Origin of the sequence: Deinococcus hopiensis KR-140 (genome assembly GCF_900176165.1) — a bacterium.
GTDB classification, from domain to species: Bacteria; Deinococcota; Deinococci; order Deinococcales; family Deinococcaceae; genus Deinococcus; species Deinococcus hopiensis.
Map to the genome: position 1 here is coordinate 250,002 of NZ_FWWU01000011.1, position 24,288 is coordinate 274,289.

Sequence of the window (24,288 nt, forward strand, 5' to 3'; positions counted from 1 at the left end):
GGCAACACCAATCGTTTTCAGCCTTATTGTGACCAAAGTTAACGCTAACATGATGGAGGAAAAGGAGTCAGGGAGAGGTTGGAGGATTCGGTCATCTATCACCTACATGAGATGACCTTGAAGACAATAATCTTAGAGGCAAGATTTTTTTTACCCCTTCTACGTCATCCATTCAGTGATTGTCGCGCGCGAGGCGACTAGATTGCATAACGACCACAACCAGTAGAAACACGCCTCGAATTACATTTTGCCAGAACACATCGATAGAAATAATGCCCTTACCGTTTTCAAAGTTAAGCACGTTGAAAATAAGTCCCAACAGGATAACACCTACCATGCTGTTGCCGAGTGAACCTCGACCACCGGTAAGGAGGGTTCCGCCGACAACCACCCCTGCGATCGCAGTCAATTCCCAGCCGACACCCTCGACAGGCTGACCCGCTCCGAACTGCGATGCGAGGATGACCCCAGCCAGTCCAGCCAGGAGGCCCGAGAAGACATAGACTCCAAGCTTTACGCTGTCTACGTTGAAACCCATCAAGCGTGCAGCGTCCTCATTGTCGCCGATACTCAGCGCGTAGCGCCCGAAGCGGGTGTACCGGAGGAGCACCATGCCGGTGGCCAACATCACGAGGGTAAGGACGACGGGAATGGGAAGGCCCAGGAAGTCCCCCTGTCCCAGCTTCGTAAACGTGCCGTTCTGATCCACCGAAACTGCATTTTGCCTGGAGGCCAGTTGGGCAATGCCGCGTGCGCCAAGGAAAGCACCAAGGGTCGCCACGAACGGTTCCACACGCAGCCGGGTGATGACCAGACCGTTGATCAGCCCGACCAGCGCGCCAGCCAACGCTCCGGCGAGGAGACCCGCGAGAAGGCCATATGGGCTGGCCAGAGCAGCAATGACGCTTGACATGGCGGCGACGCTGCCCACAGAAAGGTCAATTCCACCGGTAACGATCACGAACGTCATGCCAATGGCGATCAACATAAACATGGAGTTGTACCGAAAAAAGCTGCTGACGTTGTAGGCGCTCAGGAACCCCTCGTAGCGAAATGCCGCGAAGGCGACGAGCAGGAGAAGGGCTATCAGCGCTCCCTGGCCCAACAAGGGCTTCAGGACAGCGGACCAGGATGACGTTCGGGAACGTTGAGCGACGGCCATACTCACTTCCTCCGGCGGTATTGCAGAGCGACCGCGATGACGATGATGGCGGCTTTGATCATCAGGGCTACGGAGTCGGGGACGCCTTTGACCAGCAGGGTGTAGCGCAGCAATTGAATAAAGAGTGCGCCGACCATGGTCCCAAACAGTGACACCTTGCCGCCACTCAGGGCCGTACCGCCCACGGCTACGGCCGCAATGGCGTCGAGCTCCATGTTCTGCCCCACCAGGTTCGCATCGGATGAATTGTTGACGGCAATGGAAATCAGGCCGGCCAATCCCGCGAGCATGCCACTGATGGTGTAAACGATGACTTTGGTCCGCACCACGGGTACGCCGGACAAACGGGCGGCTTCCGGATTTCCACCCACAGCGACCACATACCGGCCAAACAGTGTTGAGCGAATAACCCATACGGCGACAATTACGATGATGAGCATCAGGAAGATCTGAATGTTCACGCCGAGAATCGAGCTTGTTCCAAGAAACTTGAAGCGTTCATCGGGAAAATTGATCAACTGGCCGCCACTGATAACCTGAGCGATACCGCGGCCTGCGATAAACAGAACCAGGGTGGCGATGATGGGCTGGATGTGAAAGCGCGTCACCAGCAGGCCATTGAAGGCTCCGCACAGTCCAGCCGCCAGAATGGGAAGGGCGACCGCAAGCGGAATACCCAAGGTCGGAGCAAGCCCACTGCTAATAAATAGGAGGGGGGCAATTGCGCCGCTGATCGCCATGATGGAGCCCACGGAGAGGTCGATTCCACCGGTAGCGATGACGTACGTCATACCGACCGCAACGATGAGGATGGTCGCCGTCTGGGTCATGTTGATGTTGAGGGCGTTTAACGTCAGGAAGTTTGGCGTTGTCAAGATATTGAACAGAATTAAGCCGAGGAGCGCCAAAAGGGCACTGTGCTGCGTCAGCAGCACGGTGGGCCGCTGGACAGGAAGCTTGGGATTAGCGACCATCATGAAGTCCTCCAGAAGTGGTGCCGCCTGCGTTGACCAACACCCGTTCTTGTTCCCCAGAAGCAGGGTCGGCAGCGCTGCCATGGGCCATGGCGCTCAGGATGCTCTCTTCGTTGAGTTCCTTCTCCGAGAGATGGGCCACGGTCCGTCCATCCCGCAGCACCGTCACGCGGTGACAGCCTTCGATGAGTTCTTCGAGATCCGAAGAAATCATCAGGACGCTCAGACCATCGCCCGCAAGTTCGCTGATGAGATTCTGGATTTCCGCCTTGGCCCCAACGTCGATACCGCGGGTCGGCTCGTCGAGAATCAAGAGGTCTGGACGCATGCACAGCCAGCGGGCCAGCAAGACCTTCTGCTGGTTGCCCCCCGACAGTTCCCGGATGGGCTGGTCGTAACTGGCACAGCGGACGTTTAGCCGCTCGGCGAACTTTTCCACCACGCGCTGCTGCTCAGCGCGGTTAACGATTCCCGCCCGGGTCAGTCGGGGCAGCAGGGCGAGCGTAAGATTCTCGCGCACGGACCAGTCGGGAATGATGCCGTCGTGCTTGCGGTCCTCGCCACAGAAGGCGATGCCGTCTGCGATGGCTTCACTGGGCGTCTTCCACCGTACGCTCCGGTTCTTAAAGTGGATCTCGCCCGCGTGTGCGGGCTCCGCTCCAAACAGGGCGCGGACTGTTTCCGTGCGCCCCGCCCCCAGGAGACCAGCGATACCGACGACTTCCTTACGGCGCACCTGAAGGCTGATGTCCTGTACTTGAGGAGCGCGGCGCATCTGACGGGTGTCGAGCAGCACCTCATCCTCGTGCTGGTGACGGACGAAACCCGTCTGGCCCTGGGTGGCCACCTCCTGCACGTTCCGGCCAATCATGGTCGAAATCAGCTGCAGCTTGGTCAGCTTCAGGGCTCCCTCGTATACCGTCTGTCCGTCGCGCAGCACCGTGATGTCGCTGCACGCGGCGTACAGTTCGTCGAGACGGTGAGAGACGAAAATGACGGATACACCGCTGTGGCTCAACTGGTTGATGACCTGGAAGAGGGTCTCGACCTCCCGCTCATCAAGGGATGAGGTGGGTTCGTCCATGACGACGAGTTTGGCGTTCAGGGCCAGCGCGCGGGCAATCGCCACCATTTGCTGCACAGCAATGCTGTAACTGGCCAGGGGCCGAGTGACGTCAATGTTCACCCCAATTTTGTTCAGGTGATCGCGCGCCTGTGCGTTCATGGCCTTCCAGTCAATCATCCCGTAACGGCGCGGCTCGTGGCCAAGCAGCACGTTTTCCGCGACGGTCTGGAGGCGCACCAGATTGACTTCCTGGTAGATCGTGGCGATGCCGGCGAGTTGCGATTGTTTGGGAGAAGTGAAATCTACGCTCTGGCCGTCGAAGAGGATTTCGCCGGAGTCTCTGCTGTAAGCGCCAGTCAGTACCTTAAGCAGCGTGGATTTCCCTGCTCCATTCTGCCCGATCAGGGCGTGAACGGCACCTCGCATCACCTTCAGGTGCGCTCCTCTTAGGGCAGGCACACCTCCGAAGGCCTTGTTGATACCGGACATATGGAGGAGAGCGTCTTCTGTCATGGTTCCTCTTTACTGATAACGGTGTCACTCTGCCTTGGTCACTGTCAGGCTGCAGCAATTCTGATCACGCCGCTCCCTACCCCAGGGAGCAGAACTTGCGCCGGCCCAGGCCACACCGATGAGGTACGACTCGGGGTCAGGTGCTTGGGCACACCTGACCCCTACGTTGGCTCTCTTGATACAGGCACAGGTTTAAGTTGATGGCGCGCTGGAGTGACGTTCTCGTTGAGGCGCCGGTTACCCTCAGCACTTCAGTCTTCAACGCAAATGTATGCCGTGATCCGTGAGTGTCGGGGCGGTCCGGGCGAAGCAAGCCATCAGGCAGTGCTCGCCGGCGTGTAAGCTCCAGCAGGGTTAGAAAGCGGAGGCCAGCATCTGCTTGGCGTTGGTCTTGTCGAAGAACCGGTCTTCGTTCACCAGGCGGGCCGCAACCTTCTTACCCGCCGCGTAATCCTTCAAGGTCTGGAAGGCTTTGACGCCGAAGCGGGGGTTACACTCCACCGTCGCGCCAAGTTTGCCCGCGATGATGGCGTCGAGCGCGGACTTCTGGCCGTCGATGCTGACGATCGTGATGTCCTTGCCGGGCTTACGTCCCGCCGTTTCCAGCGCTGTGATCGCGCCGAGCGCCATTTCGTCATTGTGGGCGTACACGGCAGTCGCTTCAGGGTGTGCCTGGATAAGCGCCTCCATCACCTTGCGCCCTTCATCGCGGGTAAAGTTGCCAGTCTGCGACGCCACAATCTGAATACCAGGGTACTTCTTGATGTAGTCGGCAAAGCCCTTCTGGCGGTCAATCGCTGGTGAGGATCCCGTAGATCCCTGCAGTTCGATGATCTTCGCCTTGCCGCCCGTTTCCTTCACGAGCCATTCCGCGGCGCGTTGGCCTTCCTGATAGAAGTCCGAACCGATAAAGGTCACGAAATCCTGACCAGGCTTGGCCACCTTCTCGTCCACCTTGCGGTCAATCACGAACAGTGGAATCCCGGCGCGCTTGGCTTCCAGCACCACGGGCGTGAGCGGCTTTTCCTCGCGGGGGGTCAGGAAGATGGCGTCCACGCGCTGAGCGATGCACGAACGCACGTCCGCTGCCTGCTTGGCCGCCGAACCGTTGGCGTTGGTGAAAATCAGCGTCCAGCCAAGGCGTTTGGCCTCGTCCTGCATGCTCTTGGTCTGCGCCAGGCGCCAGGGGTTGTCCATCTCCGACTGGTTGAAGCACACCCGATACTTGGGCTTGACCGCCAGCTTGGGCAGGGCACCTCCCTGAGCGAGGGCGAGGGTCAGCGTAGCGGCGACGGCGGACAGTACAACACTTTGAATCTTCATTTTCCCCTCCAGGAATGCGGAAGAAGGTCATGGTTGCCTCTCACAGCGCACCTCTTAAATGCGTACGAGAAACCACCCGCTTCTAATGACAAAAAGGACGCGAGGTTGACGGTACACCTTGCCTTCAGGGCATATATTTTTGTTCCTTGTGAACGATAACATCTTAATTGCGCCTCGCCCTCAATGTCAATATCCCTGGCAGGGGGATACAAGCACCGATGGGGGGGGAGGTAATTCCAGGTGAAGATCGGGCGACTCAGCACAAAAAACCTCGGCTGTGACGGACTTCTAGAAGAGCAAGCTTCTCCATCAAGACCAGAGATTATTCAAGCGTTCAAGGGCCTCCGGGTCGCCATCCTCAAACTTGAAACCACCTTTCGATTCATCTATCGTATGAACGATCACAGGAGAGAACATGTCCGGCATCGCCATATCTTCACGCGTTACGATTCACGATGTTGCCCGGCATGCGGGCGTCTCTCATCAAACGGTCTCCAGAGTGATGAACGAGCACCCCAGCGTGGCGCCAGGCACCCGAAAAAAGGTCCTCGCAGCCGTCGAGGCACTCCACTATCAGCCGAACTCGGCGGCGCGAAGTCTGGTCACGCAACGCTCCCACACCCTTGGAATTGTCGGCTTTGGCCTCCCCTACTACGGCCCTGCACAGATGATGGTCAACATCGAGCAGGCCGCGCGGAGTCGTGGGTACAGTGTTTCATTGGCAAGTATCCCTGCGCTAAGAGAAGCTGAAATAGAGCGTGCCCTTCTGGACTTGCGCCGACAGAATGTAGAAGGGATTATCCTCATTGCACCTCTCGAGGGTGCAAACACGCAACGGATCCGCAAGCTCTGTGATGACGTACCGTTTGTCTTGGTGGACGCTCCAGAATTGAATAGCAATTCAGGCGCAACCATTGACCAGAAGACCGGGGCCTGCGTGGCTGCTCAACATCTCATATCGCTGGGACACGAACGGATTGCACTGCTGTCTGGTCCTCAACGTTGGTATGACGCCCGTTTACGTCTTGATGGATGGACGGAGGCTCTCAATGGAGCTGGACTTGCCCCTGTCAGCATATTGGAAGGCGACTGGAGCGCAGTCAGTGGATTTGGCCTGACACAGGAGCTTCTTGCTGCCCGTATCCCTTTCACTGGCCTTCTTGTGGGCAACGACCAGATGGCTTTGGGAGCCTTGTGGGCCCTTCATGAACGTGAAATATCTGTTCCCGATGACGTATCGATCGTAGGCTACGATGATATTCCAGAAAGCCGGTTTTTTCATCCACCACTGACAACTGTCCGGCAGGACTTTGCAACGCTTGGAGCCCTCAGCCTTGCTGCTCTCCTTAGGGCCGTAGAGTCTCCAAACTCTCACGCCAATCCACAAGTGTTGAAACCCGAACTCGTCATCCGGAGAAGTACTGCAGTTGCTGCAAGAATTTGAGGGGGTCATCACCCTTCCACTGCCCTAACAACGCTGCTTTAAACCTTTTACAGGAAGGCTTGACCTCTTCAATGCGTTAGGAAGGGTGCCAACCAGGTGGGAAAGTGCCGGATCCAAGGTGGCAGAGCAGGGGGAGGGGACCAGCACCACCGATGCTGGCCCCCTCCCCCCTGCTCCCTCGTGATTTTCCCACAGTACAGATGCTGATCTGAACGCAAGTTGGTAACAGTCGAATGGCTCACCCGCGGTCTGGTCGGGTGCCGTCACATCCACAAGCGTAACGAACTCATTTCCGGACCGGTGACACCGCAGCACTCAATCTATCAAGGCTTTCGCATAGCGATCGATTCCCGGTTGACCAAGAGGGTGGGCACGCGGATGGAGCGCTCGGTAGGTTGTCCGTTGATGCTACTTAAAAGTGCATCAAGCGCAATGCGGGCCAATTCCTTGTAATTGTGGTTGACCGTGCTGAGGGGCGGAGCGACAATCTGCGCAAGGAAGATGTCATCGAACCCAGCGATAGAGAGGTCCTGAGGGACGTTGATACCTTGTTCTCGCGCTGTCATCAGCGCCCCTGCTGCGACAAGGTCGTTGATACAAACGACAGCCGTAGGTACTTGCGCTGCTTGAAAGACACGTCTTAAGGCTTCAGCACCTGCACCGATATCGAGTCCGGTCAGCTGCACCCATTCAGTGGGATGGTCTGGGTGAAACTCTTTGTAAACTTCTAGCTTTTCGATGCTGTTCGTGACGTCTTGCAGGCCACCAAGAAAGGCGACGTCCGTGTGACCCTGGTGGTTCAAATGTTCGAGCATGGCGCGCATACCGGCGGCCTCTTCTGATTTGACGCTTGAGACAATGTTGACACCAGGAAGGTCCCCATTAACAGTTACAATGGGAAGCCGCTCGGTCAAGTCCTGTAGCATTTGCAAGTCTTCCTCGGAGGGATGAATGGCGTTGGTTAACCCCCCAAGGTAGATGAGACCATCAACCTGCCGCTCGACCATCGCCCTCAGATAAGTGCGCTCGAGCTCCCGCGTACTGACGGTGTTCCCCATGATCATGGTGTAACCCCGCTCAAAAGCACCCACTTCCAATTGTAGGAAAAGTTGAGCAAAAAAAGGGTTGACAATGTCCGGCAAGATGCAACCGATTGAGTTGGACCGATGATGGTAGAGAGTTTGTGCGACTCGATTGGGACGGAACCGCAATTCGTTCATTGCGGCCTCCACACGGCTGCGTAGGGCGCTGTTAACGGTGTTTTTCCCGTTAAGTACCCGAGAAACCGTGGCGACCGAAACCTGCGCGCGCTGGGCAATGTCGTAGATGGTTGGAGCTTTCTTACGGATAAATAATCCCCCTTGGGAAACCGGTTGCTGTAGTATAGACCCTCAAGGCACAGCAGTCAAATACCCACGTTCCGAATTTAACAGTTCATAAAACATACACAGTCCAGTTATTTCAAAAAGGTCATGTCCACCTTGTTTAGCGGGGCAATAATACATCCCCAGATGGAGATGGCATTACACAGTTCCATCTTTTTCACTCAACATAGGAATTTATAACAGAAATCAGGATTACTTTTCATTATTATTTTCCGTACCTTCTTATTTAAGCAGGCAACAGCTTGACTCGGCACAATAATCAATGAAAATTTTACTCGAGGGTATATCTGCCCAAAGAGAAAGCGGCGCTGGGACTACGGGCGGGGTTCGCCATAAAATTGTAAGGGCTGCGTCGAGCATTTAAACGCTCCTGTCCAACGGTGAGCAAGAAACCATCGCAAGAGGCTGTTCCTTTTCTCCCTCCAAGTCCCGCTGAGACCAGATGCGCAAGGAGCGTCTCAGCCCCGGCTGTCCGGAGGGACCAGCCCTTTGGGTGCGCATTCTGGGTGGGGTATTTTTACCACTCTCGCTTTCCCAGTGTGCAGTCGAGAAAGGGGATTGCTTTTTGAGAAACCGGTTGCTAAGGTTTGAGTGTCATTAGGGATAAATTGAACTCCTCAGTAACCGGTTGCCAGCACAACGGTTCTTGTGTTCTTGCTCCATTGGTAACCGGTTGCTCTCCTTTGCCGTGTGTCTACCCCTTTTAGCCCTGGAGGTCATATGAAGAAACTGGTCCTGCTGTCCACCCTGTTCCTCGCCACTTCCGCTGCCGCCCAGGCCAGTAATCTCTCCGGCACCGTCACCATCTGGTCGTGGGATGTGGCTGCCAAAGCCCTTCAAAGCACTGTCCCCAGCTTCAACAAAAAGTATCCGAACGTGAAGGTGAATGTCGTGGACCTGGGCAACCAAAACGTCTATGACCGTGGTTTGGCCGGGTGCGCGGCCGGTGGGACCGACCTTCCCGACGTGTACTCCATTGAGAACAACGAAGCCGAGGTGTTCTGGGCGCGTTTTCCCGACTGCTTTACTGACTTGAACACGCTCGGTGCCGATAAGGTCGCCAAAAACTTCCCCGCATTCAAATGGACCGAGCTTACTGCGAATGGGAAGCGCTATGCGATGCCATGGGACTCCGGCCCCGTGGTTCTATTTTACCGTCGTGATCTCTATCAACAAGCTGGGATTAATCCGACGAATATTCAGACTTGGGACGATTTTATTGCAGCTGGGAAGAAACTCAATACCAAGTTCGGCAACAAGGTGAGAATGGCAACTATTGCCAATGGTCAGGACGACGAATGGTTCCGTATGCTGGCCAATCAGAACGGCTGCTTCTACTTTGATAACGCTGCCACGCAGGTCACGATCAACCAGGCTGGGTGCGTTACTGCCCTCAATACCATCAAGAAACTCAACGACGCCAAGGTGCTTGCGACTGGTGACTGGGGAGGTCAGATCACCAACATCAAGGCTGGCAAGACGGCCAGCGCCATGTATGGGGCCTGGTACGAGGGAACCATCCGTTCGAATGCGGCTGACCAGAAAGGCAAATGGGGAATCTACCTGATGCCCGCGAGCAAAGCTGGAGGCGTCCGCGCTGCCAATCTAGGCGGCAGCGCGCTCGCCATCCCAAGCAACAGTAAGAACAAGGAAGCGGCCTTTGCCTTCTTGCAGCATGCGCTGGGCAGCACTGCTGGCCAGGTGACCATGCTGAAGTCCGAGGGTCTGGTGCCCAGCCTGCTCGCTGCCACCAAGGACCCCTACGTCGCGCAGGGGCAGTCCTTCTGGGGGAATCAGAAGGTCTGGCAGACCATCTTGGGGACACTCGGCGACGTTCCCCAAGCGCGTGGTACCCAGTACTTCCAAGACGCCCGGCAGATCATGATTGTGGTGCAGGCCGACTACCTCAAAGGGAAATATAAGACCGCTGGCGAAGCCTTGAACGACGCGGCAAAGAAAATCAGCAGCGCCACTGGCCTCCCGGTCGCTAAGTAAGGCGCAACGTCAAGGGTTCAGGGCGGGGGCTCACGCTCGCCGCCCTTTCCTCTTCTATTCGTGAATAACGAGGTTCGCCCGTGACCACCGTTCCTGCACCACCGGGACCGTCTCGTCCCAAACGCCGCCGGCCCACCGCACCGTACTTGTTCATTTTGCCTTATTTGTTGATCTTCCTCGCCTTCTGGGCATGGCCGATCATCAGCTCCTTCTTGATGAGCTTCAAAGACTCGCGCTTGGGTGCGGCCGCTCCCTTCAGTCTCGCCAACTGGTCACGGCTGCTGGGGGACGAATTCTTTCGAACAGCCCTAAAAAACACAATGGTGATCCTGGTGATCCAGGTGCCCAGCATGCTGATGCTCGCCACCACCCTCGCTGTTGCGCTGAACAGCCGCCTCCTGCGGGCAAGGGGCCTGTTTCGGTTCGCATTCTTTGCCCCGTTGGTCGTCGGCACCGTCGCGTATTCTGCCGTCTTCCGCCTACTTTTCAATACGGACTACGGCGCGGTGAACCGGATGCTGGCGACTGTCGGTTTGCCTGCAGTGGACTGGCTCAATCAGTCCGGACCGGCGATGACCGTGATCATTCTGGCGCTGACGTGGCGCTGGACGGGGTACAACGCCATCATCCTGTTGGCAGGTCTGCAGGGGATTCGCGAAGAGTTGTACGAGGCCGCCTCCATTGACGGGGCCACCCCTTGGCACCAGTTCTGGAAGATCACGCTGCCGCTGCTCCGCCCCAGCCTGCTCTTCTGCCTGGTCCTGAGCGTCATTGGGACCTTACAGCTGTTCACCGAACCCGCGCTTATCACCAACAGTGGGCCTGGAAACGCGACCATGACGCTGGGAACCTACCTCTACCAGCAGGGCTTCCGCTCGTTCAACTTCGGTTACGCCAGTGCCGTCGCTTACACCGTCGCGGCCATCGCCGCCACCGTCAGCATGATCCAGCTGCGCCTGTTTGGGAGGGACCCGTGACCTCACAGTCAGCGCTACTCAGTCAATCCGAGCCCAATGATACAAATCGCCGGCTACACGCTCGCCGCCGCCTGTCCACCGTCTTGCTGCACGCCCTCCTGATCCCCCTCGCGCTGTTGTTCCTCGCGCCCCTGTATTTGATGGCGGTCTTCAGTACCCATCCCGACAGCGCCATTTTCAGCCCAGCGCCGCCTCTCGCGTTCGGCAACGCCTTTATAGAGAATTTCAAGCAGCTTCAGGCTGACACCAATTTTATTCGGGCATTGGGCAACAGCCTCGTGATTTCTACCCTATACACGCTGCTAAGCATGCTGCTCACCAGTATGGCCGGATACGCCTTCTCGAAATATACCTTTCCAGGGCGGAACGTGCTGTTCGGCCTAATCCTGGCGACACTGACCATTCCCAGTTTCGTCACGATCATTCCGCAGTTCATCCTGGTGGCGCGTGACCTGCACCTGAGCAACACCTACTGGGCGGTGCTTCTCCCGACTCTGGCCAACACCATCGGCATCTTCTACATGCGTCAGGCTTTTCTCACCGTGCCCGACGACCTGCTGCACGCCGCGCGTATAGACGGCGCGAATGAGTGGCGTACCTTCTGGCAAATCGCTCTGCCGGTCGTTCGCCCCGCCCTGGCGGCGCTCGCCATTTTGCTGTTCCTCGCAAGCTGGAACGATTACCTGTGGCCCCTGATCGTCCTGACGCAAAAGGACAGCTACACCATGCCGGTTGCGTTGGGCACCCTGGTAGGCCTGACGCGCGTGTCGTGGGGAGCATTGATGGTCGGCACCACCATCGCCACCCTCCCCTTCCTGGCCCTGTTCCTCGCATTGCAACGTCACTTCGTCGCAGGTATCGCGGGCGGCGCAGTCAAGGACTAAAGGCGCGCTCCGCTGGCACCTCCCGTCCCCCTGCAGTCACGTCCGCTCTCCCGCTGTGGCCGCAGTCAAGCTCTCCGTCCTTCCAGAAGGGTAACTTATGTTTGATATCAACTCCTTTGGCGGCCTCATTTACGGCGCAGACTACAACCCCGAGCAGTGGCCTCGAGAAACCTGGCGGGAAGACGCCCTTCTTATGCAGGAAGCTGGAGTCAACCTCGTCTCACTGGCCATCTTTTCCTGGGCCCATCTGGAGCCCCACCCTGGAGCCTACGACTTCGCTTGGCTGGACGAGGTCATTGACCTGCTGCACGCACACGGCGTCAACGTGAACCTCGCTACGGCCACCGCCTCTCCCCCACCGTGGTTGTCCCTGCGGTATCCGGATTCCAGACCAGTCACTGCGGATGGGATTCGTCTGGAAGTTGGCGGACGTCAGCTGTACTGCCCCAGCCACCAGGGGTTTCGGACCCATGCCCAGCAACTGGTAAAGCACATCGCGCAGCGCTACCAAAATCACCCAGCGCTGAAGTTGTGGCACGTCAATAATGAATATGGCTGTCACATTGACCAGTGCTTCTGCGCGCTCTGTGCCGGTGAATTCCGCGGGTGGCTGCAGCGGAAATACGGCACCCTCGACGCCTTAAACGCGGCTTGGGGAACAGCTTTTTGGAGTCAGCGTTACGGCGAGTGGGCGGAAATTCAGCCGCCGCGCCGCGCCCCCACCTACGCCAACCCCACGCAGCAACTGGACTGGCGGCGTTTTTCCAGTGACAACATCCTCTCGCTGTACCGCATGGAAGTGGCCGTCCTGCGTGGAGTCACGCCCCATATCCCGGTGACGACCAACTTCCTCGGGTTTTTGCCCGGCCTGGACTACTTCAAGTGGGCGCAGGAGGAAGACGTCGTGTCGTTGGACGCCTACCCGGATCCCAGTGGGCCCACGCCTCATCTCGAGGCAGGTATGACGTACGACATCATGCGCTCCTTGCGGGGCGGTCAGCGCTGGATTTTAATGGAGCAGGCCACCAGCGCGGTGAACTGGCGTCAGCGCAACGCGTTGAAGCGGCCAGGTTTGATGCGTCTGCTCAACCATCAGGCTCTTGCGCACGGGGCGAACGGGCTGATGTTTTTTCAATGGCGCGCGTCACGCGCGGGTGCTGAGAAGTTCCACAGCGGCATGGTGCAGCACGTGGGCCCAGAACGTTCACGCACTTGGCGGGAGGTAAAGGCGTTGGGGCAAGAGCTGAAATCCTTGACGGAACTGACTCGGGCGCAGGTGCCTGCGCGTGTGGCCATCATGTTCGACTGGAACAATTGGTGGGCGCTGGAAATCGACAGTAAGCCCTCCACACTCAAGCTTATGCCCATTGTGCAGAAGTGGTATGCGGCCTTGAGGCAACTCGGACAGAACGTCGACTTCGTTCACCCGGAGGGCAACCTCAGCGATTACGACGTTGTCACGGTGCCCAACAGTTATCTTCTGCCTCAGGCGTCCGCCGACAACATTCGGCGCTACGTCTCCGAGGGAGGCGCCCTCGTCACGGGGTACTTTAGCGGGATTGTCGATGAGCACGAACATATCCACCTTGGCGGGTATCCTGCCTTGCTCAACGACGTTCTTGGACTGTGGGTCGAAGAGTGGATGGTCATGCAGCCGGACGAGCGCAATCACCTTCGTTTCAACGGCAGTGGGGAGACCTATGATGTTCGCGAATGGGCCGAAGTGATTCACCCTCAAGAGGCAGAGACGCTCGCCACATTCGAGGATGACTTCATAGCTGGTGGTCCGGCCGTCACGCGCCATTCTTTCGGTGCTGGGCACGCCTACTACGTCGGGGGCGACTTTCCTCTGGCGGCGATGATCCATCTGTTGGAGCTGGCGCTGAATGGTGCTTCTGTGCCAACTTGCCGCATTCCTGCCCAGCTTGACATCACGCTTTCTCAACTGGGTGATACGCAAGTGCTGCACCTGCTCAACGTCCACCCAACTGAGTCTCTTCGCCTCAATCTTCCAGAAGGCGGCGTCCGGTTGGGTAAGGGCGCAGCTCTGCCGCAGACCCTTACGCTTGCACCGTACGGTGTGGAGCTTATTCAGTTTCCCGGCACCGTCCACCTGGGAGAACTGCAGATTCAACAAGCAGCAGAGACGCTCACGCTCAGCCACTGATGCGCAAGAAGGCGGTCAAGTAGGCCGCGAAGTTCTGAGCGGTGCGTCGTTGGCAAACGTAAATCAAACGGAGGTCCACAGTCATTCAAGCGCTCCTCAGGGGAACCGTAAGAACGTGGCAGTACCGACGTGTCCCCTCCATTTTCCCTTAAGCCAGAAGCAGGCCTGTCCCGTTAAAGCGCCGTCCGATACGCGCCGGTGGCCTGCACCAGACTGCTAAAATCCAGTGGACGTCACTTGAGTGACATTTGCGATAGTTGTCTGGAACGTGCTTTTGGTCCCGTAGTGCAGGGTCGACCGAAAAGAACAGCGTTCCAGACAACTTTGTTCTGCCAGCTTGCCCTGCTTTTCCCGCAAGCGGCACCGGGAATTCCTCGGTCTGTTGCTCGGTGGTCTTGGCAGACCGTCACCCATTCTGGCGACTGTCCAATCCCCCTCAGCGCTCAGCCGCTCACCCAACCAGGCCTCCTGGAACACCCGGCAACTCTGCAGGGTATTCGGGCAACACGCCCGACAGCCCTCGCAAGGCATGTGGCGACAGCAGCTCCATCAGCGTTCCGGACCGGACTGCCGGTGGACCTGACCAGTCTGGAAAAGACCGGCACGATTTGGTCCACACTGAACGCGGTGTCCACCTGACTGTCCTGTACCCGTGTCGTGGAGAATTTCGCCCGTCCTGGGCTTTTCAGATCTGGCGAGGGGCGGGGCAAGGGTACCGCCACACCTGCCCAGTTCGCTTTGAAGTGACTCCAGACTGTCCCAGCCACGTTCCTCAGGGGAAAGCGTCGGCCCCGTCTGCATGCGGCAGGAGCTTCGAGAGTGCCGGGTTGATCCGCGGCGTACTTGCTTGGGGACATGGGGTGAGCGGCGAGTTCAACGAGGAGACCTGCAAACGCAGGGACCGCTCCCGCCGGAGCAATTCCAGGCGATCTGCTTAAACCCCTTGGCGTGTTCCGGAGGTGAGGAGGTCAGTTCCCAGCTTCACCGAGAACTCTCAAGATGGCGAGTGGCTGGTCAAAAAAGTGGTAAAAGACAGGGGTGGTAATTCCAGAGTCAGACGCTTGCCGTCAAGTCGAGGGACGCTGATTTCTCGGGCGACCACGTTCTCGGGCTGCTCGAAAGAGTTTGAGGCAAATGGATCTTCACCGCCCATCTGCCAGGCGCGCGCGACGCTGTTGGGAGCTGTGCCCTCCCAGCACACATCCACCTGCAACGGCTCTGTCTGCGAGCGGTTGACGAGGAACACTGCTCCTTCCCCAGTCTCCGGGTTGAAGCTGGCAGAAACGTCCAATTGTGGAACCCCGCCATATCGGGCCGTGTCGCGTAGAGGAGCCCGGACGAGAGCGTCTAAGGCAAAGCCACTGGCATGGTTGCTGAATAGGGTGAGTGGGTAAAAGATCGTTTGCTTGAACATTCCATCCCGCCGAGTCATGATCGGCGCAATTACGTTCACGATCTGAGCAATACAGGCAATTTTCACCACATCAGCTTTTTTCAAAAAGGTGTTGAGCCAGGTTGCGACGACCAGCGCATCCTCCAAGTTGTACTGCTCTTCCAAGATGTGCGGCGCTTCGCTCCAGCCTCCGTCCCCTCCCTTGGCGCGATACCAGACGTTCCATTCATCCCAGCAGAGATGTACGTTCTTCTTCGAACGATTTTTGGCCTTTGCCACGCGGATGGCGGCAGCGAGTGTATCCGCATGCTCCTCGAAATGCAGACTGCTGGCGAGGTAGGAGTCCGTGTCAATTGGCAGGCCCTCCGTGTTGGAGATGGTCGGGTAGGGGTTGGCTGCGTAGTGATGCATTGAGAAATAATCAATTTGATCGTATGTGCGTTCCAGCACCGTTAAGTCCCACTCGGGATACCCAGGCATCGCGGTCGCAGAGGATCCGCAGGCGATGGTCTTGATATTGGGATCCATCCACCGCATCAACTTGGCGGCCTGTACGGCCTTGTCCGAGTAACTGACCGCGTCCATCTGCCCAATTTGCCAAGGCCCATCCATCTCGTTCCCCAGGCACCAGTATTTGATGCTGTAGGGATCTTTGCGTCCATTCTTTACGCGCATGTCACTGTACAGCGTGCCGGCCGGCAGATTCATGTATTCAACCAAATCAGCTGCGTCCTGAATGCTGCCAGTACCCAGGTTAACAGCCCACATGGGCTCAGTCTTAATTTCCTCAGCGAACTCCATGAACTCATGCGGCCCAAACTGATTGGATTCGATTGAACGCCAGGCAAGGGCTCGGCGCCGCGGCCGGTCCTCTTTGGGTCCAATGCCATCTGTCCAGCGGTAGCCGGAGACGAAGTTGCCCCCTGGGTAGCGCATGATGCGGTAGTTGGTTTCCTTTAATGCAGAAATGACGTCGCGGCGCAGGCCACGCTCATCGGAGAGTGGGGAGTGGGGATCATAGATGCCCTCGTAGATGCATCGTCCCATATGCTCCGCAAATCCGCCGAAAATCAGTGGCGAAATCTCAGAGATGACGCGTTGGGTGTTGAGATAGACGGTGGCGCTGGTCTGAGTCATCGGGAGGATCCTTTCCACATGCAGTGGGAGTACAGGCTTGTACGGCGCACCTTCCCCCGCAGTCGGGGGAGCAGGCAGGTTGGCAGACGGACTTCAACAGCATACGGTGTGACCGTTCACAGTCAAGAGGACCCCCCTTTAGAGCGGTCTGTCCTGTACTTGGCCGAAGGGTTCAGGCGTACCGAACTCCATTATTATTGCTATCCAGTCAGGTAACGCGCGTCACTGCTGGGCCACATAAGGGTGAGGCGACAAGCCTTGACAGGCATTCCGCGCTCGCTTACTCTGGGACCGTTAACATAACTGACGCAGGAGTAAATAACGGTCCCTGGGCGAGGGCTCCTGGTGGAGCAGGCAATTCCAACAGGGCCCGGATACGCCGCTGCCACTCACCTTAGAGGAGGATCGGAGCAACCCATGGCTCCGCAATACGGAGTTGATGTTCGTAGGGTTTTACTCGCCTAAGCCGTCCCGCAAAGCCGCTTTCCGCATCCATTCTCAAGCGGGTGGGAGTAACGGCGTGCGTTGAGGACGCCGGCAGCTTCAGGACCCTGGTTTGGGACAGCTGTTTGGCGCTGCACCTTGGCTCCTCGTGTACGGGGACCGACTGAGGCCCCTACCCCTATGAATTCCGCTCGCCACACAACCGCTGCCGCGGTTTGATCCAGCCTGACGTGCGGTTCAGGTGGGTGGATTGCGCCAACGCAGGTGTATTGGTCGGCCTTTCCGTACATTGCCTCTTTTCCTCTTGATCAAGCGGTCTGGCATCCAGCGGATTCCGGCGGACTTAAAGGACCAACCCTGGCGCGCCGGCCCAAATACCAGGAGGCGAGCTCGGCGGCGTCCGCCAAGTCACTTTTCTGATGGACGACCAGGAGTCTCGACGTCCATTTTCTGCTCGACATGAAAGGGAGTGCCGTGAAGATCTCCAAGACTGTTGCCCTCCTGTTGTCGCTTATGCCGATTGGAGCCAGTGTGGCTGACGCGGGTGGTCGGGAAGGTGGTATGACCACCGTGCGGGTCCGCAAGACCGCCGCACCTCACCGCCTTGCCCTGACGGGCGACCTCAGCGCACATGACCCAACGCTCTTCAAGGCAGGCAACATCTACTACGTGTTTTCTACAGGACTGATCCAAACCGAGGACGACCCTGGGGGCATCTTGATGCACCGCTCAACGGGTGGAATTACTGGGCCGTGGGAACCCATCGGTGCTGTGGCCGTTCCCCAATGGGCCAATGACAACTACAAAACCCCACACTTGTGGGCCCCACAGGTCGTCAAGAACGGAGACACCTACCACCTGTATTACGCCGTTTCCGAATTTGGGAAGAACCACTCGGCGATCGGACTGGCTGTCAGCACCAATCCCGGTGACCCCGCGAGTTGGCACGATCAGGGGCCGATCCTAAAATCAGAGCCTGGTGATGACCACAATGCCATTGATCCCATGGTGTTTCAGGACGGAGGTCAGTGGTGGATCACCTGGGGATCGTTCTGGTCCGGATTGAAATTGCAGAAACTGAGGAACATGCGGATACCTACCGGGCTGGTGACCACCTTGGGCAGCCGACCCGGCGTGATGTACAACCCCATCGAGGCTCCAGCAATTTTGAAGCGCGGTAACTATTACTACCTGTTCATGTCGTGGGACAGCTGCTGCCAAGGGGCCAACAGCACCTATAAGATCGCGGTGGGCCGCTCCAAAACGCCGTCTGGGCCCTACCTTGATGCAAACGGCGAGCGCTTGGATGAGGGGGGCGGCACGGTGCTGCTCACCGGCCGTGGCAACCTGCACGCCGCTGGAGGTCAAGACGTCTTTCACGAAGGTGAAAGCGACTACTTGATCTATCACTCGTACGACGCCCAGCAAAACTACGCGCCGGTGATGAGCATCGAACGGCTTGGCTGGGTCAATGACTGGCCCGTACTGAAGTAATGCCCGGCGCCAAGCACTGGGTACTTCGGCCTTTCATCCAAGCCGCCACGGTGTTGCTCTCCCGTCTCTTCAGGGAGAGCAACACCGCCGTACGGGCAGGCCCCTGCCAAGTAGAGGAGCTTTTATGAAACATTACGTCGTCATCAACGCCGACATGACGAAAGGCACAATCAACCGCAACGTCTACGGCCATTTTTCAGAGCATTTGGGGCGGTGTGTCTATGAAGGCCTGTGGGTGGGAGAAGATTCCCCCATACCCAACACCAGCGGCATTCGCAACGACGTGGTGGAGGCCCTGAAGGAAATTCGAGTTCCGGTGTTGCGCTGGCCAGGGGGATGCTTCGCGGACGAATACCACTGGAAAGACGGCATCGGACCCCGTGGGCAGCGCAAACGCATGGTGAACACCCACTGGGGCGGCATGGTCGAGAACAACCACTTTGGTACCCACGAGTTTATGCTGCTGTGTGAACTGCTGGGTTGCGAGCCCTACATCTCGGGGAACGTCGGAAGTGGGACAGTCCAGGAGATGTCCGAATGGGTCGAGTACCTGACGTTCGACGGAGAGTCTCCGATGGCCGAGCTCCGGAAGGCCAATGGACGCGCCGAACCCTGGAAGGTCAAGTACTTCGGAGTGGGCAACGAGAACTGGGGCTGCGGCGGTAATATGCGTCCGCAGTACTACGCTGACCAGTACCGTCAGTACCAGACCTTCGTGCGCAACTACGGCGACAACAAGATATACAAGATCGCGTGCGGTCCAAACATTGATGACTACGACTGGATGGAAAGAGTAATGAAGGACACGCATCCTTTCATGGACGCGATCAGCATTCATTACTACACCATCCCCGGTGAATTCTGGAAGGGAAAAGGAGCAGCAACCGGTTTTTCAGAGGATGAGTGGGCCACCACCATCCGCAAGGCGTGGTTTATAGACGAACTCATCACCAAGCACGCGGCAATCATGGACCGCTACGACCCAAGTAAACGCATTGGCATGATCGTTGACGAGTGGGGAACCTGGTTTGACGTGGAGGTCGGCACAAATCCCGGCTTTCTGTACCAGCAGAACACCATTCGCGACGCACTGGTGGCGGGCATCTCGCTCAACATCTTCAATGAACACTGTGACCGCGTTGTCATGGCCAACATCGCGCAGATGGTAAACGTGCTGCAGTCGGTCATCCTCACCGAGGGCGAAAAGATGATCCTTACGCCGACATATCACGTCTTTAACATGTACAAGGTCCACCAAGACGCACTGCTTGTCGATACGCACGCGCTCCCAGTCGGGATTCAGAATGAAGATCGCCCTCACCCAAGCCTGTCTGTTTCGACTTCCAAGGACGCTCAGGGCCTCCTCCACATCAGCCTATGCAATGCCGACCTCCTGTCCGAAAACGAGGTCACTTTGGATCTGCGCGGGCTTGCAGCCCCTGGGGTTCTGGTGACCGGAACAGTCATGAATTCCGAAATCCGGGATGCGCACAATACCTTCGAAGCGCCCGGCGTGGTAATGCCCAGCGAATTTAAGGCATTTGCGGTTGAAGGAACAATCATCCGCGTTACCCTGCCCCGTATGTCGGTGACCGTGCTGGAAGTCGCCCCCGCCATGGAAGCATGATTCCGCCTGAACGCCGGGGCTGTAAGGGTTGCCGCACGGACTTCCAGGTGACCGAGGCCCACATTGCGCAAATGCTGTCATCGCCGATGTTCCAGGTTGTAGGAGCGTGGGTGCCTGATAACGTCTACGAAGACCGAATACGCTGTTGTGACGCGTGCTCCAACCTTCAAGCAGACGGATACACCTGCGCCCTGTCCGGCTGCATTGTACGGGTGGTGGCCAAAGAGCCGCGCAGGTCCTGTCCACAGGTAGGTGCCCCCCAATGGGGCCAGTATCCCAACGGACTCGGACTGAAATTCTAAGGATTGGGTGGCTTTTGCCGCTTTCCCCGAAAGGATCCAGAAACTGAGCGCTGCGGGTAATGCGCAAACGCCGCTTGTCAGGCCGCTTCAAGAGCGCGCTTTAGAGCATTTGTCCGAATGGGGAGCCGTGCGCAGAAGGGCACCCCTCACGGCTCCATTCTCTCCAATGCGCATTCAAGTTCACTCGCTCTGGTCGGTCAAGAAGAAGTCCTCTTGTTGACCGATCCTCTAAAAGGCTCAGGAAGCAGACCCGAGACGACGTAGCGTGGGCCTGGCGAGGTAGAGCCAGGCTTCAGTCGTCTCTGTTGGGCACGCATTGCGTCGGACGAGGCGCCGGGAACGGGCAAACCAGGCGAAGGATCGCTCCACGCCTTTGACCATCTTCACCGTCCAAGACAAAGCGTCTTTCGCCCGGTTGACGAGTTCGCCCGGGTCCCCCCTCTGTCCAGAAGTAGCGCAATCCTGGGAAGCGGTTGGAGAGCGCTGCGAGCAGAATTGGGGCAGCGACACTGTGCTGAAGTGCTCCTGTACGTACCTACACCATCAGCGGCTGGCCCAATGTGTCCACGACCATGTGGCTTTTCCGTCCATTGGGCTTCTTCCCCGCGTTCACCCCGGCTTGCGGGGTGCAGCGGACCGTCTGGCTGTCCACGATTCCTGCACCCAGTTTCGGCCTACACTCCTCTTTGCGCCGTGTTCGGCGCAGGAGGAAGCGGTTGACCCCTTCCTCAGTCCTACCTTCTTGAAACGGCCGGAAGTACCCGTAAACCGTCTGTCAGGCGGGGAAGTCGTGAGGAAGATTGCGCCGCGCGCAGCCGTCTTGCAGCACGTAAAAGATGGCGCACATCACCTCGTAAAACACGTCTGAGCGGCCAGCCTCCACTGCCCCAGCCTCAGGTGCACGGGCAGGTCCACAGCGAAAACGAACTTGTCGAAGTCCTGCTGCCGTTCTTGCATCAGCAGGCCGGCGCCATCGAGCAGACCATACCAAAGAGGGCGTACCCCCACCAATGGGTGGGGAGCGACCCAGCTGTTTGCACTGTGCCGAAGTCAGCAAGACCTCACCTGCCTCCTTCCCGGCTCAGACAGGACCGTCCACCGGGCTTCGATAGGAACGCAGCGGAAGGATGAAGCGGCACTTGGAGTACCCCACCGCGCCCTGCCGCCGGTAGAAGCGGATTGCGTCCTCATTCCACTGCGGCGTCTGCCACTGGGCGTTGACACAGCCTGCCCGCTTTCCCAACGCGAGCACCTCGGCCAGCAACAGCAGTCCCACACCCTGTCCGCGTGCTTGCGGACGCAGGTAAAGGCAATCGAGATGGACGAAGGGCGCAGCGTCCCAGGTTGCGTAGTCCAGGGTCGCCGTGGCGTATCCGATCAAGTCGCCGTCCTGCTCGGCCACCCAGGCATGGAGCCTGGGCACCTCGCCGAACAGGGCCTGCTCCAGCCGCTCCTGCTTGCCCGCCGGATCGTAGGCAGCACGTTCAAAGGCCGCGTGGTCTCCACAAAGTTCAACCACCCGTGCCAGGTCGCGCCGCTCCACTCCGCGCACGTTCGGCAGGTCCCCGTTCACGCACCCCCCTGCACCTTGCGCAAGGCGTTCTTCACTCGAATGCGCTCTCCCTGGAACTCAAGGAGGTCGCAGCCGCGCTCCGGTAGGCCGCCCGGAAACGTATAGGTCCACTCCCAAAAGCCCCGCTTGCCACACAGGCACAGGTTGCGCAGCGCTGCCGTACTTCCCTGGTTGTGCGCCAGCATTGCGGCGATCCCCCGCTGCAATTCGTCCGGTCCCCAAAAGGTGAGGCCCGGCTCGGGGCCCACACCGACGTGGTAGAACCCGTGCAGAGCGAAGAGTGTCAGGATGGGGCCTCCTCATCTTGGCGCGACCAGGCCGCGGCGAAGCCGCCCCTGGGTTTCTGGGGTCATGTGGGCTCAGCCGATCGCCTCGACATCGCCCGCCAGCGTCCCCTCGACCGGGTGCCCCTCGCGGTGCCAGTATTCGATGCCGCCGATCATCTCCTTCACCTTGAAGCCCAATGCCCCCAGCCGCGCCCCAGCCTTCGTAGCGCCGTTGCACGCGGGTCCCCAGCAGTACACCACCAGCAGCTCGTCCTTACTGAACTTGGCGGTCGTCTCCACGTTGATTTGCCGGGCGGGCAAGCTGATCGCGCCGGGGACGTGACGCTCCGCGTAAGCTTTAGAGCTGCGCACATCGAGCACCCGGAAGCCGGTGACACCCTTGTGCATGTCCAAGTAGACGTCAGCGGGGTCGGTTTCCACGCTGAGCTTTGCCTGGAAGTGACGCCCGGCGTCCTCAGGCGAGGCGGCGGGCGTTTCGAGAACGGAAGAGTGGGGGGCCTGGGTGATGGTCATGGTGTGCTCCTTTCAGACGAACCTGAACAGGAGGCTAGAGGCACATCGGTCTGGAACGGTAGACCATTTCAGTTGGTTTCACCAGACCCATTTACCGGACTTCAAGGTGCGCTTCTCCCAGCACCCGGCCGAGCACCTTCATTCCCTGGGCAATGCTCTCGGGCATCATGGCACCAAAGCCCACGACCAGCCCGCGCTGGGTTGGCGCTTGCCCCAGGAAGTACCGGGACAGGGGCGGCACATCCAGTGCCCAAGCCGCAGCGGCGTAAGACAGGGGCACGTCGTCCAAACCATTCTCAAAGAGAAGCGTGGCGTGCATTCCGGCGTCGGTGGGCCGAAGCACGGCCCATTCTGGGAGGTCCTGCGCGGCGGTCAGCAGGGCGTCGCGCCGCTCCCGGTATAGGCCGCGCAGACGATGCAGGTGCGAGGTGAAGGCGCCCGACGCGATGAAGGCTGCCAAAGTGGCCTGGGTCAGGGACGGTGGGGGGCCATCCATCACCTGCCGGGCGGCCAGCAGGGGGCCGGCCAGCGCGGGCGGCACCACCAGATACGCGAGGCGTACGCCGGGGAACAGCACCTTGTTGAACGAGCCCGCGTACAGGACGCGCTCGGGGCCGAGCCCTTGCAGGGCGGCCAGCGGGCGTCCGTCGTAACGGAACTCGCTGTCATAGTCGTCCTCGAACACCCAGGAGCCCGCACGGCGGGCCCACTCCAGCAGCGCCTTGCGCCGGGCCAGGGACAGCGTGACGCCCAGCGGGTACTGATGCGAGGGGGTGACGAATGCGAGGCGCGCGTGGGGCGCGGCGTGCTCGCCCTGTTGCACTTGGAGGCCTTGTTCATCCACAGCAACGGGCACGAGCTGGACGCCCGCCGCGAGCAGGGCGCTCCGGGCACCCAGGTAGCCTGGGTCTTCGATCCAGACGGTCTCTCCCGGGTCAAGCAGGAGCCGTGCCGTGACATCGAGGGCCTGCTGGGTGCTGCTCAGGATGAAAACCTGCTCGGGGGCGCACCGCACCCCCCTGGAGCTGCCGAGGTGTACGGCGATGGCCTCGCGCAGCTCAGGCAGACCGCCCAGTTCTCCACCCCCGGCAAGGTGGCGGCCGTGTCGGCGGGCCTGGCTGTGGGCCAACTTGTTCCAGACGTGCATGGGGAAGGTGTCACGCCCGGGCACACAAGGCGCGAACCCGCGCGCGACGTCCGCGCCGAGGGCAACCCCTGCGGACAGGAGGGCGGTGCCCCGGCAGGAGAGGATGGCCGGGTGGGTCGGCCGTTCTGAAAGGGGGGCAACCCCTCGGGGGAGATGCGGCACGCGGTCGGCCACGAAGGTTCCTCTCCCCGTCTGCCGCACAATGAGGCCCTCCAGGACGAGTTGGTCAAAGGCCTGCTCGACGGTGGCACGGGCAACGCCGAGTTGCTCAGCAAGGCGGCGCGACGAGGCGAGGCGTCCGCCTGGGCGCACCTGCTCGGTCAGGATGCTGTCGCGTATTCGAGCGTACACCTCACGGTATTTGGGCTGGTCGGGGCTGTTCACGGTGGCAACCCCTGAAGTGTTGCACAGGTGGCGGAGACGGGGCATCACGAGTGACCTGACAAATGCGGCGAGCAGCCACCAGAGGGCGATACCCCGA

Annotated in this window: 18 protein-coding genes; 7 read left to right on the forward strand and 11 right to left on the reverse strand. The window is 58.9% G+C overall.

The window, feature by feature from the left end; genetic code table 11:
- Window positions 1-172 precede the first annotated feature (172 nt).
- From B9A95_RS31055 to B9A95_RS31070, 4 genes are all read right to left on the reverse strand, one after another.
- The gene (locus B9A95_RS31055) at window positions 173-1,162 is read right to left on the reverse strand and encodes an ABC transporter permease (RefSeq protein WP_084051438.1); all 990 of its coding nucleotides are present in this window, start codon (window positions 1,160-1,162) and stop codon (window positions 173-175) included.
- Between the two features lie 2 nt (window positions 1,163-1,164).
- Window positions 1,165-2,139, reverse strand: coding sequence for an ABC transporter permease (locus B9A95_RS31060; protein WP_245808608.1), 975 nt, complete (start codon window positions 2,137-2,139; stop codon window positions 1,165-1,167).
- Window positions 2,126-3,715, reverse strand: a complete 1,590-nt coding sequence (locus B9A95_RS31065; RefSeq protein ID WP_084051439.1) for a sugar ABC transporter ATP-binding protein — start codon at window positions 3,713-3,715, stop codon at window positions 2,126-2,128. The genes B9A95_RS31060 and B9A95_RS31065 overlap by 14 nt, the downstream gene beginning before the upstream one ends.
- 354 nt (window positions 3,716-4,069) lie before the next feature.
- Window positions 4,070-5,038: an ABC transporter substrate-binding protein gene (locus B9A95_RS31070; RefSeq protein ID WP_084051440.1), complete on the reverse strand. Its 969-nt coding sequence runs from the start codon at window positions 5,036-5,038 to the stop codon at window positions 4,070-4,072.
- 415 nt (window positions 5,039-5,453) lie between these two features.
- Between B9A95_RS31070 and B9A95_RS31075 the strand changes: the two genes are divergently transcribed.
- Window positions 5,454-6,482 (forward strand): LacI family DNA-binding transcriptional regulator, encoded by a 1,029-nt coding sequence (locus B9A95_RS31075; RefSeq protein WP_084051441.1) that lies wholly within the window; start codon window positions 5,454-5,456, stop codon window positions 6,480-6,482.
- Window positions 6,483-6,805: 323 nt separating this feature from the next.
- Here B9A95_RS31075 and B9A95_RS31080 read toward each other — a convergent pair whose 3' ends face one another.
- On the reverse strand, window positions 6,806-7,867 hold the full coding sequence (locus tag B9A95_RS31080) for a LacI family DNA-binding transcriptional regulator (RefSeq protein ID WP_084051442.1): 1,062 nt from the start codon (window positions 7,865-7,867) through the stop codon (window positions 6,806-6,808).
- 720 nt (window positions 7,868-8,587) lie between these two features.
- Between B9A95_RS31080 and B9A95_RS31085 the strand changes: the two genes are divergently transcribed.
- From B9A95_RS31085 to B9A95_RS31100, 4 genes are all read left to right on the forward strand, one after another.
- A complete protein-coding gene (locus tag B9A95_RS31085; protein ID WP_084051443.1) occupies window positions 8,588-9,862 on the forward strand; it encodes an ABC transporter substrate-binding protein in 1,275 nt (424 codons plus the stop codon).
- Between the two features lie 215 nt (window positions 9,863-10,077).
- Window positions 10,078-10,839 carry a carbohydrate ABC transporter permease gene (locus B9A95_RS31090; protein ID WP_245808609.1) on the forward strand — a complete coding sequence of 254 codons (762 nt, stop codon included), beginning with the start codon at window positions 10,078-10,080 and terminating at the stop codon, window positions 10,837-10,839.
- Window positions 10,836-11,723, forward strand: a complete 888-nt coding sequence (locus B9A95_RS31095; protein ID WP_245808610.1) for a carbohydrate ABC transporter permease — start codon at window positions 10,836-10,838, stop codon at window positions 11,721-11,723. The genes B9A95_RS31090 and B9A95_RS31095 overlap by 4 nt, the downstream gene beginning before the upstream one ends.
- Before the next feature lie 97 nt (window positions 11,724-11,820).
- Window positions 11,821-13,890 carry a beta-galactosidase gene (locus B9A95_RS31100; protein ID WP_084051445.1) on the forward strand — a complete coding sequence of 690 codons (2,070 nt, stop codon included), beginning with the start codon at window positions 11,821-11,823 and terminating at the stop codon, window positions 13,888-13,890.
- Between the two features lie 994 nt (window positions 13,891-14,884).
- On the opposite strand, the gene B9A95_RS31105 is transcribed toward B9A95_RS31100, so the two are convergent.
- Window positions 14,885-16,420 (reverse strand): alpha-N-arabinofuranosidase, encoded by a 1,536-nt coding sequence (locus B9A95_RS31105; RefSeq protein WP_084051446.1) that lies wholly within the window; start codon window positions 16,418-16,420, stop codon window positions 14,885-14,887.
- Between the two features lie 1,005 nt (window positions 16,421-17,425).
- Between B9A95_RS31105 and B9A95_RS31110 the strand changes: the two genes are divergently transcribed.
- Window positions 17,426-18,358 carry an arabinan endo-1,5-alpha-L-arabinosidase gene (locus tag B9A95_RS31110; RefSeq protein ID WP_084051478.1) on the forward strand — a complete coding sequence of 311 codons (933 nt, stop codon included), beginning with the start codon at window positions 17,426-17,428 and terminating at the stop codon, window positions 18,356-18,358.
- Between the two features lie 124 nt (window positions 18,359-18,482).
- Window positions 18,483-19,985, forward strand: a complete 1,503-nt coding sequence (locus B9A95_RS31115; RefSeq protein ID WP_084051447.1) for an alpha-N-arabinofuranosidase — start codon at window positions 18,483-18,485, stop codon at window positions 19,983-19,985.
- An 837-nt stretch (window positions 19,986-20,822) separates the two neighbouring features.
- On the opposite strand, the gene B9A95_RS37505 is transcribed toward B9A95_RS31115, so the two are convergent.
- From B9A95_RS37505 to pdxR, 5 genes are all read right to left on the reverse strand, one after another.
- Window positions 20,823-20,939: a hypothetical protein gene (locus tag B9A95_RS37505; protein WP_425429997.1), complete on the reverse strand. Its 117-nt coding sequence runs from the start codon at window positions 20,937-20,939 to the stop codon at window positions 20,823-20,825.
- 429 nt (window positions 20,940-21,368) lie between these two features.
- On the reverse strand, window positions 21,369-21,860 hold the full coding sequence (locus tag B9A95_RS31125) for a GNAT family N-acetyltransferase (protein ID WP_084051449.1): 492 nt from the start codon (window positions 21,858-21,860) through the stop codon (window positions 21,369-21,371).
- Window positions 21,857-22,108 carry a nuclear transport factor 2 family protein gene (locus B9A95_RS31130; RefSeq protein ID WP_084051450.1) on the reverse strand — a complete coding sequence of 84 codons (252 nt, stop codon included), beginning with the start codon at window positions 22,106-22,108 and terminating at the stop codon, window positions 21,857-21,859. Before B9A95_RS31130 ends, B9A95_RS31125 begins: the two co-directional genes overlap by 4 nt.
- A gap of 111 nt (window positions 22,109-22,219) precedes the next feature.
- On the reverse strand, window positions 22,220-22,660 hold the full coding sequence (locus B9A95_RS31135) for a rhodanese-like domain-containing protein (protein WP_084051451.1): 441 nt from the start codon (window positions 22,658-22,660) through the stop codon (window positions 22,220-22,222).
- Between the two features lie 91 nt (window positions 22,661-22,751).
- The gene (pdxR, locus tag B9A95_RS31140) at window positions 22,752-24,191 is read right to left on the reverse strand and encodes a MocR-like pyridoxine biosynthesis transcription factor PdxR (RefSeq protein WP_170928893.1); all 1,440 of its coding nucleotides are present in this window, start codon (window positions 24,189-24,191) and stop codon (window positions 22,752-22,754) included.
- Window positions 24,192-24,288 lie beyond the last annotated feature (97 nt).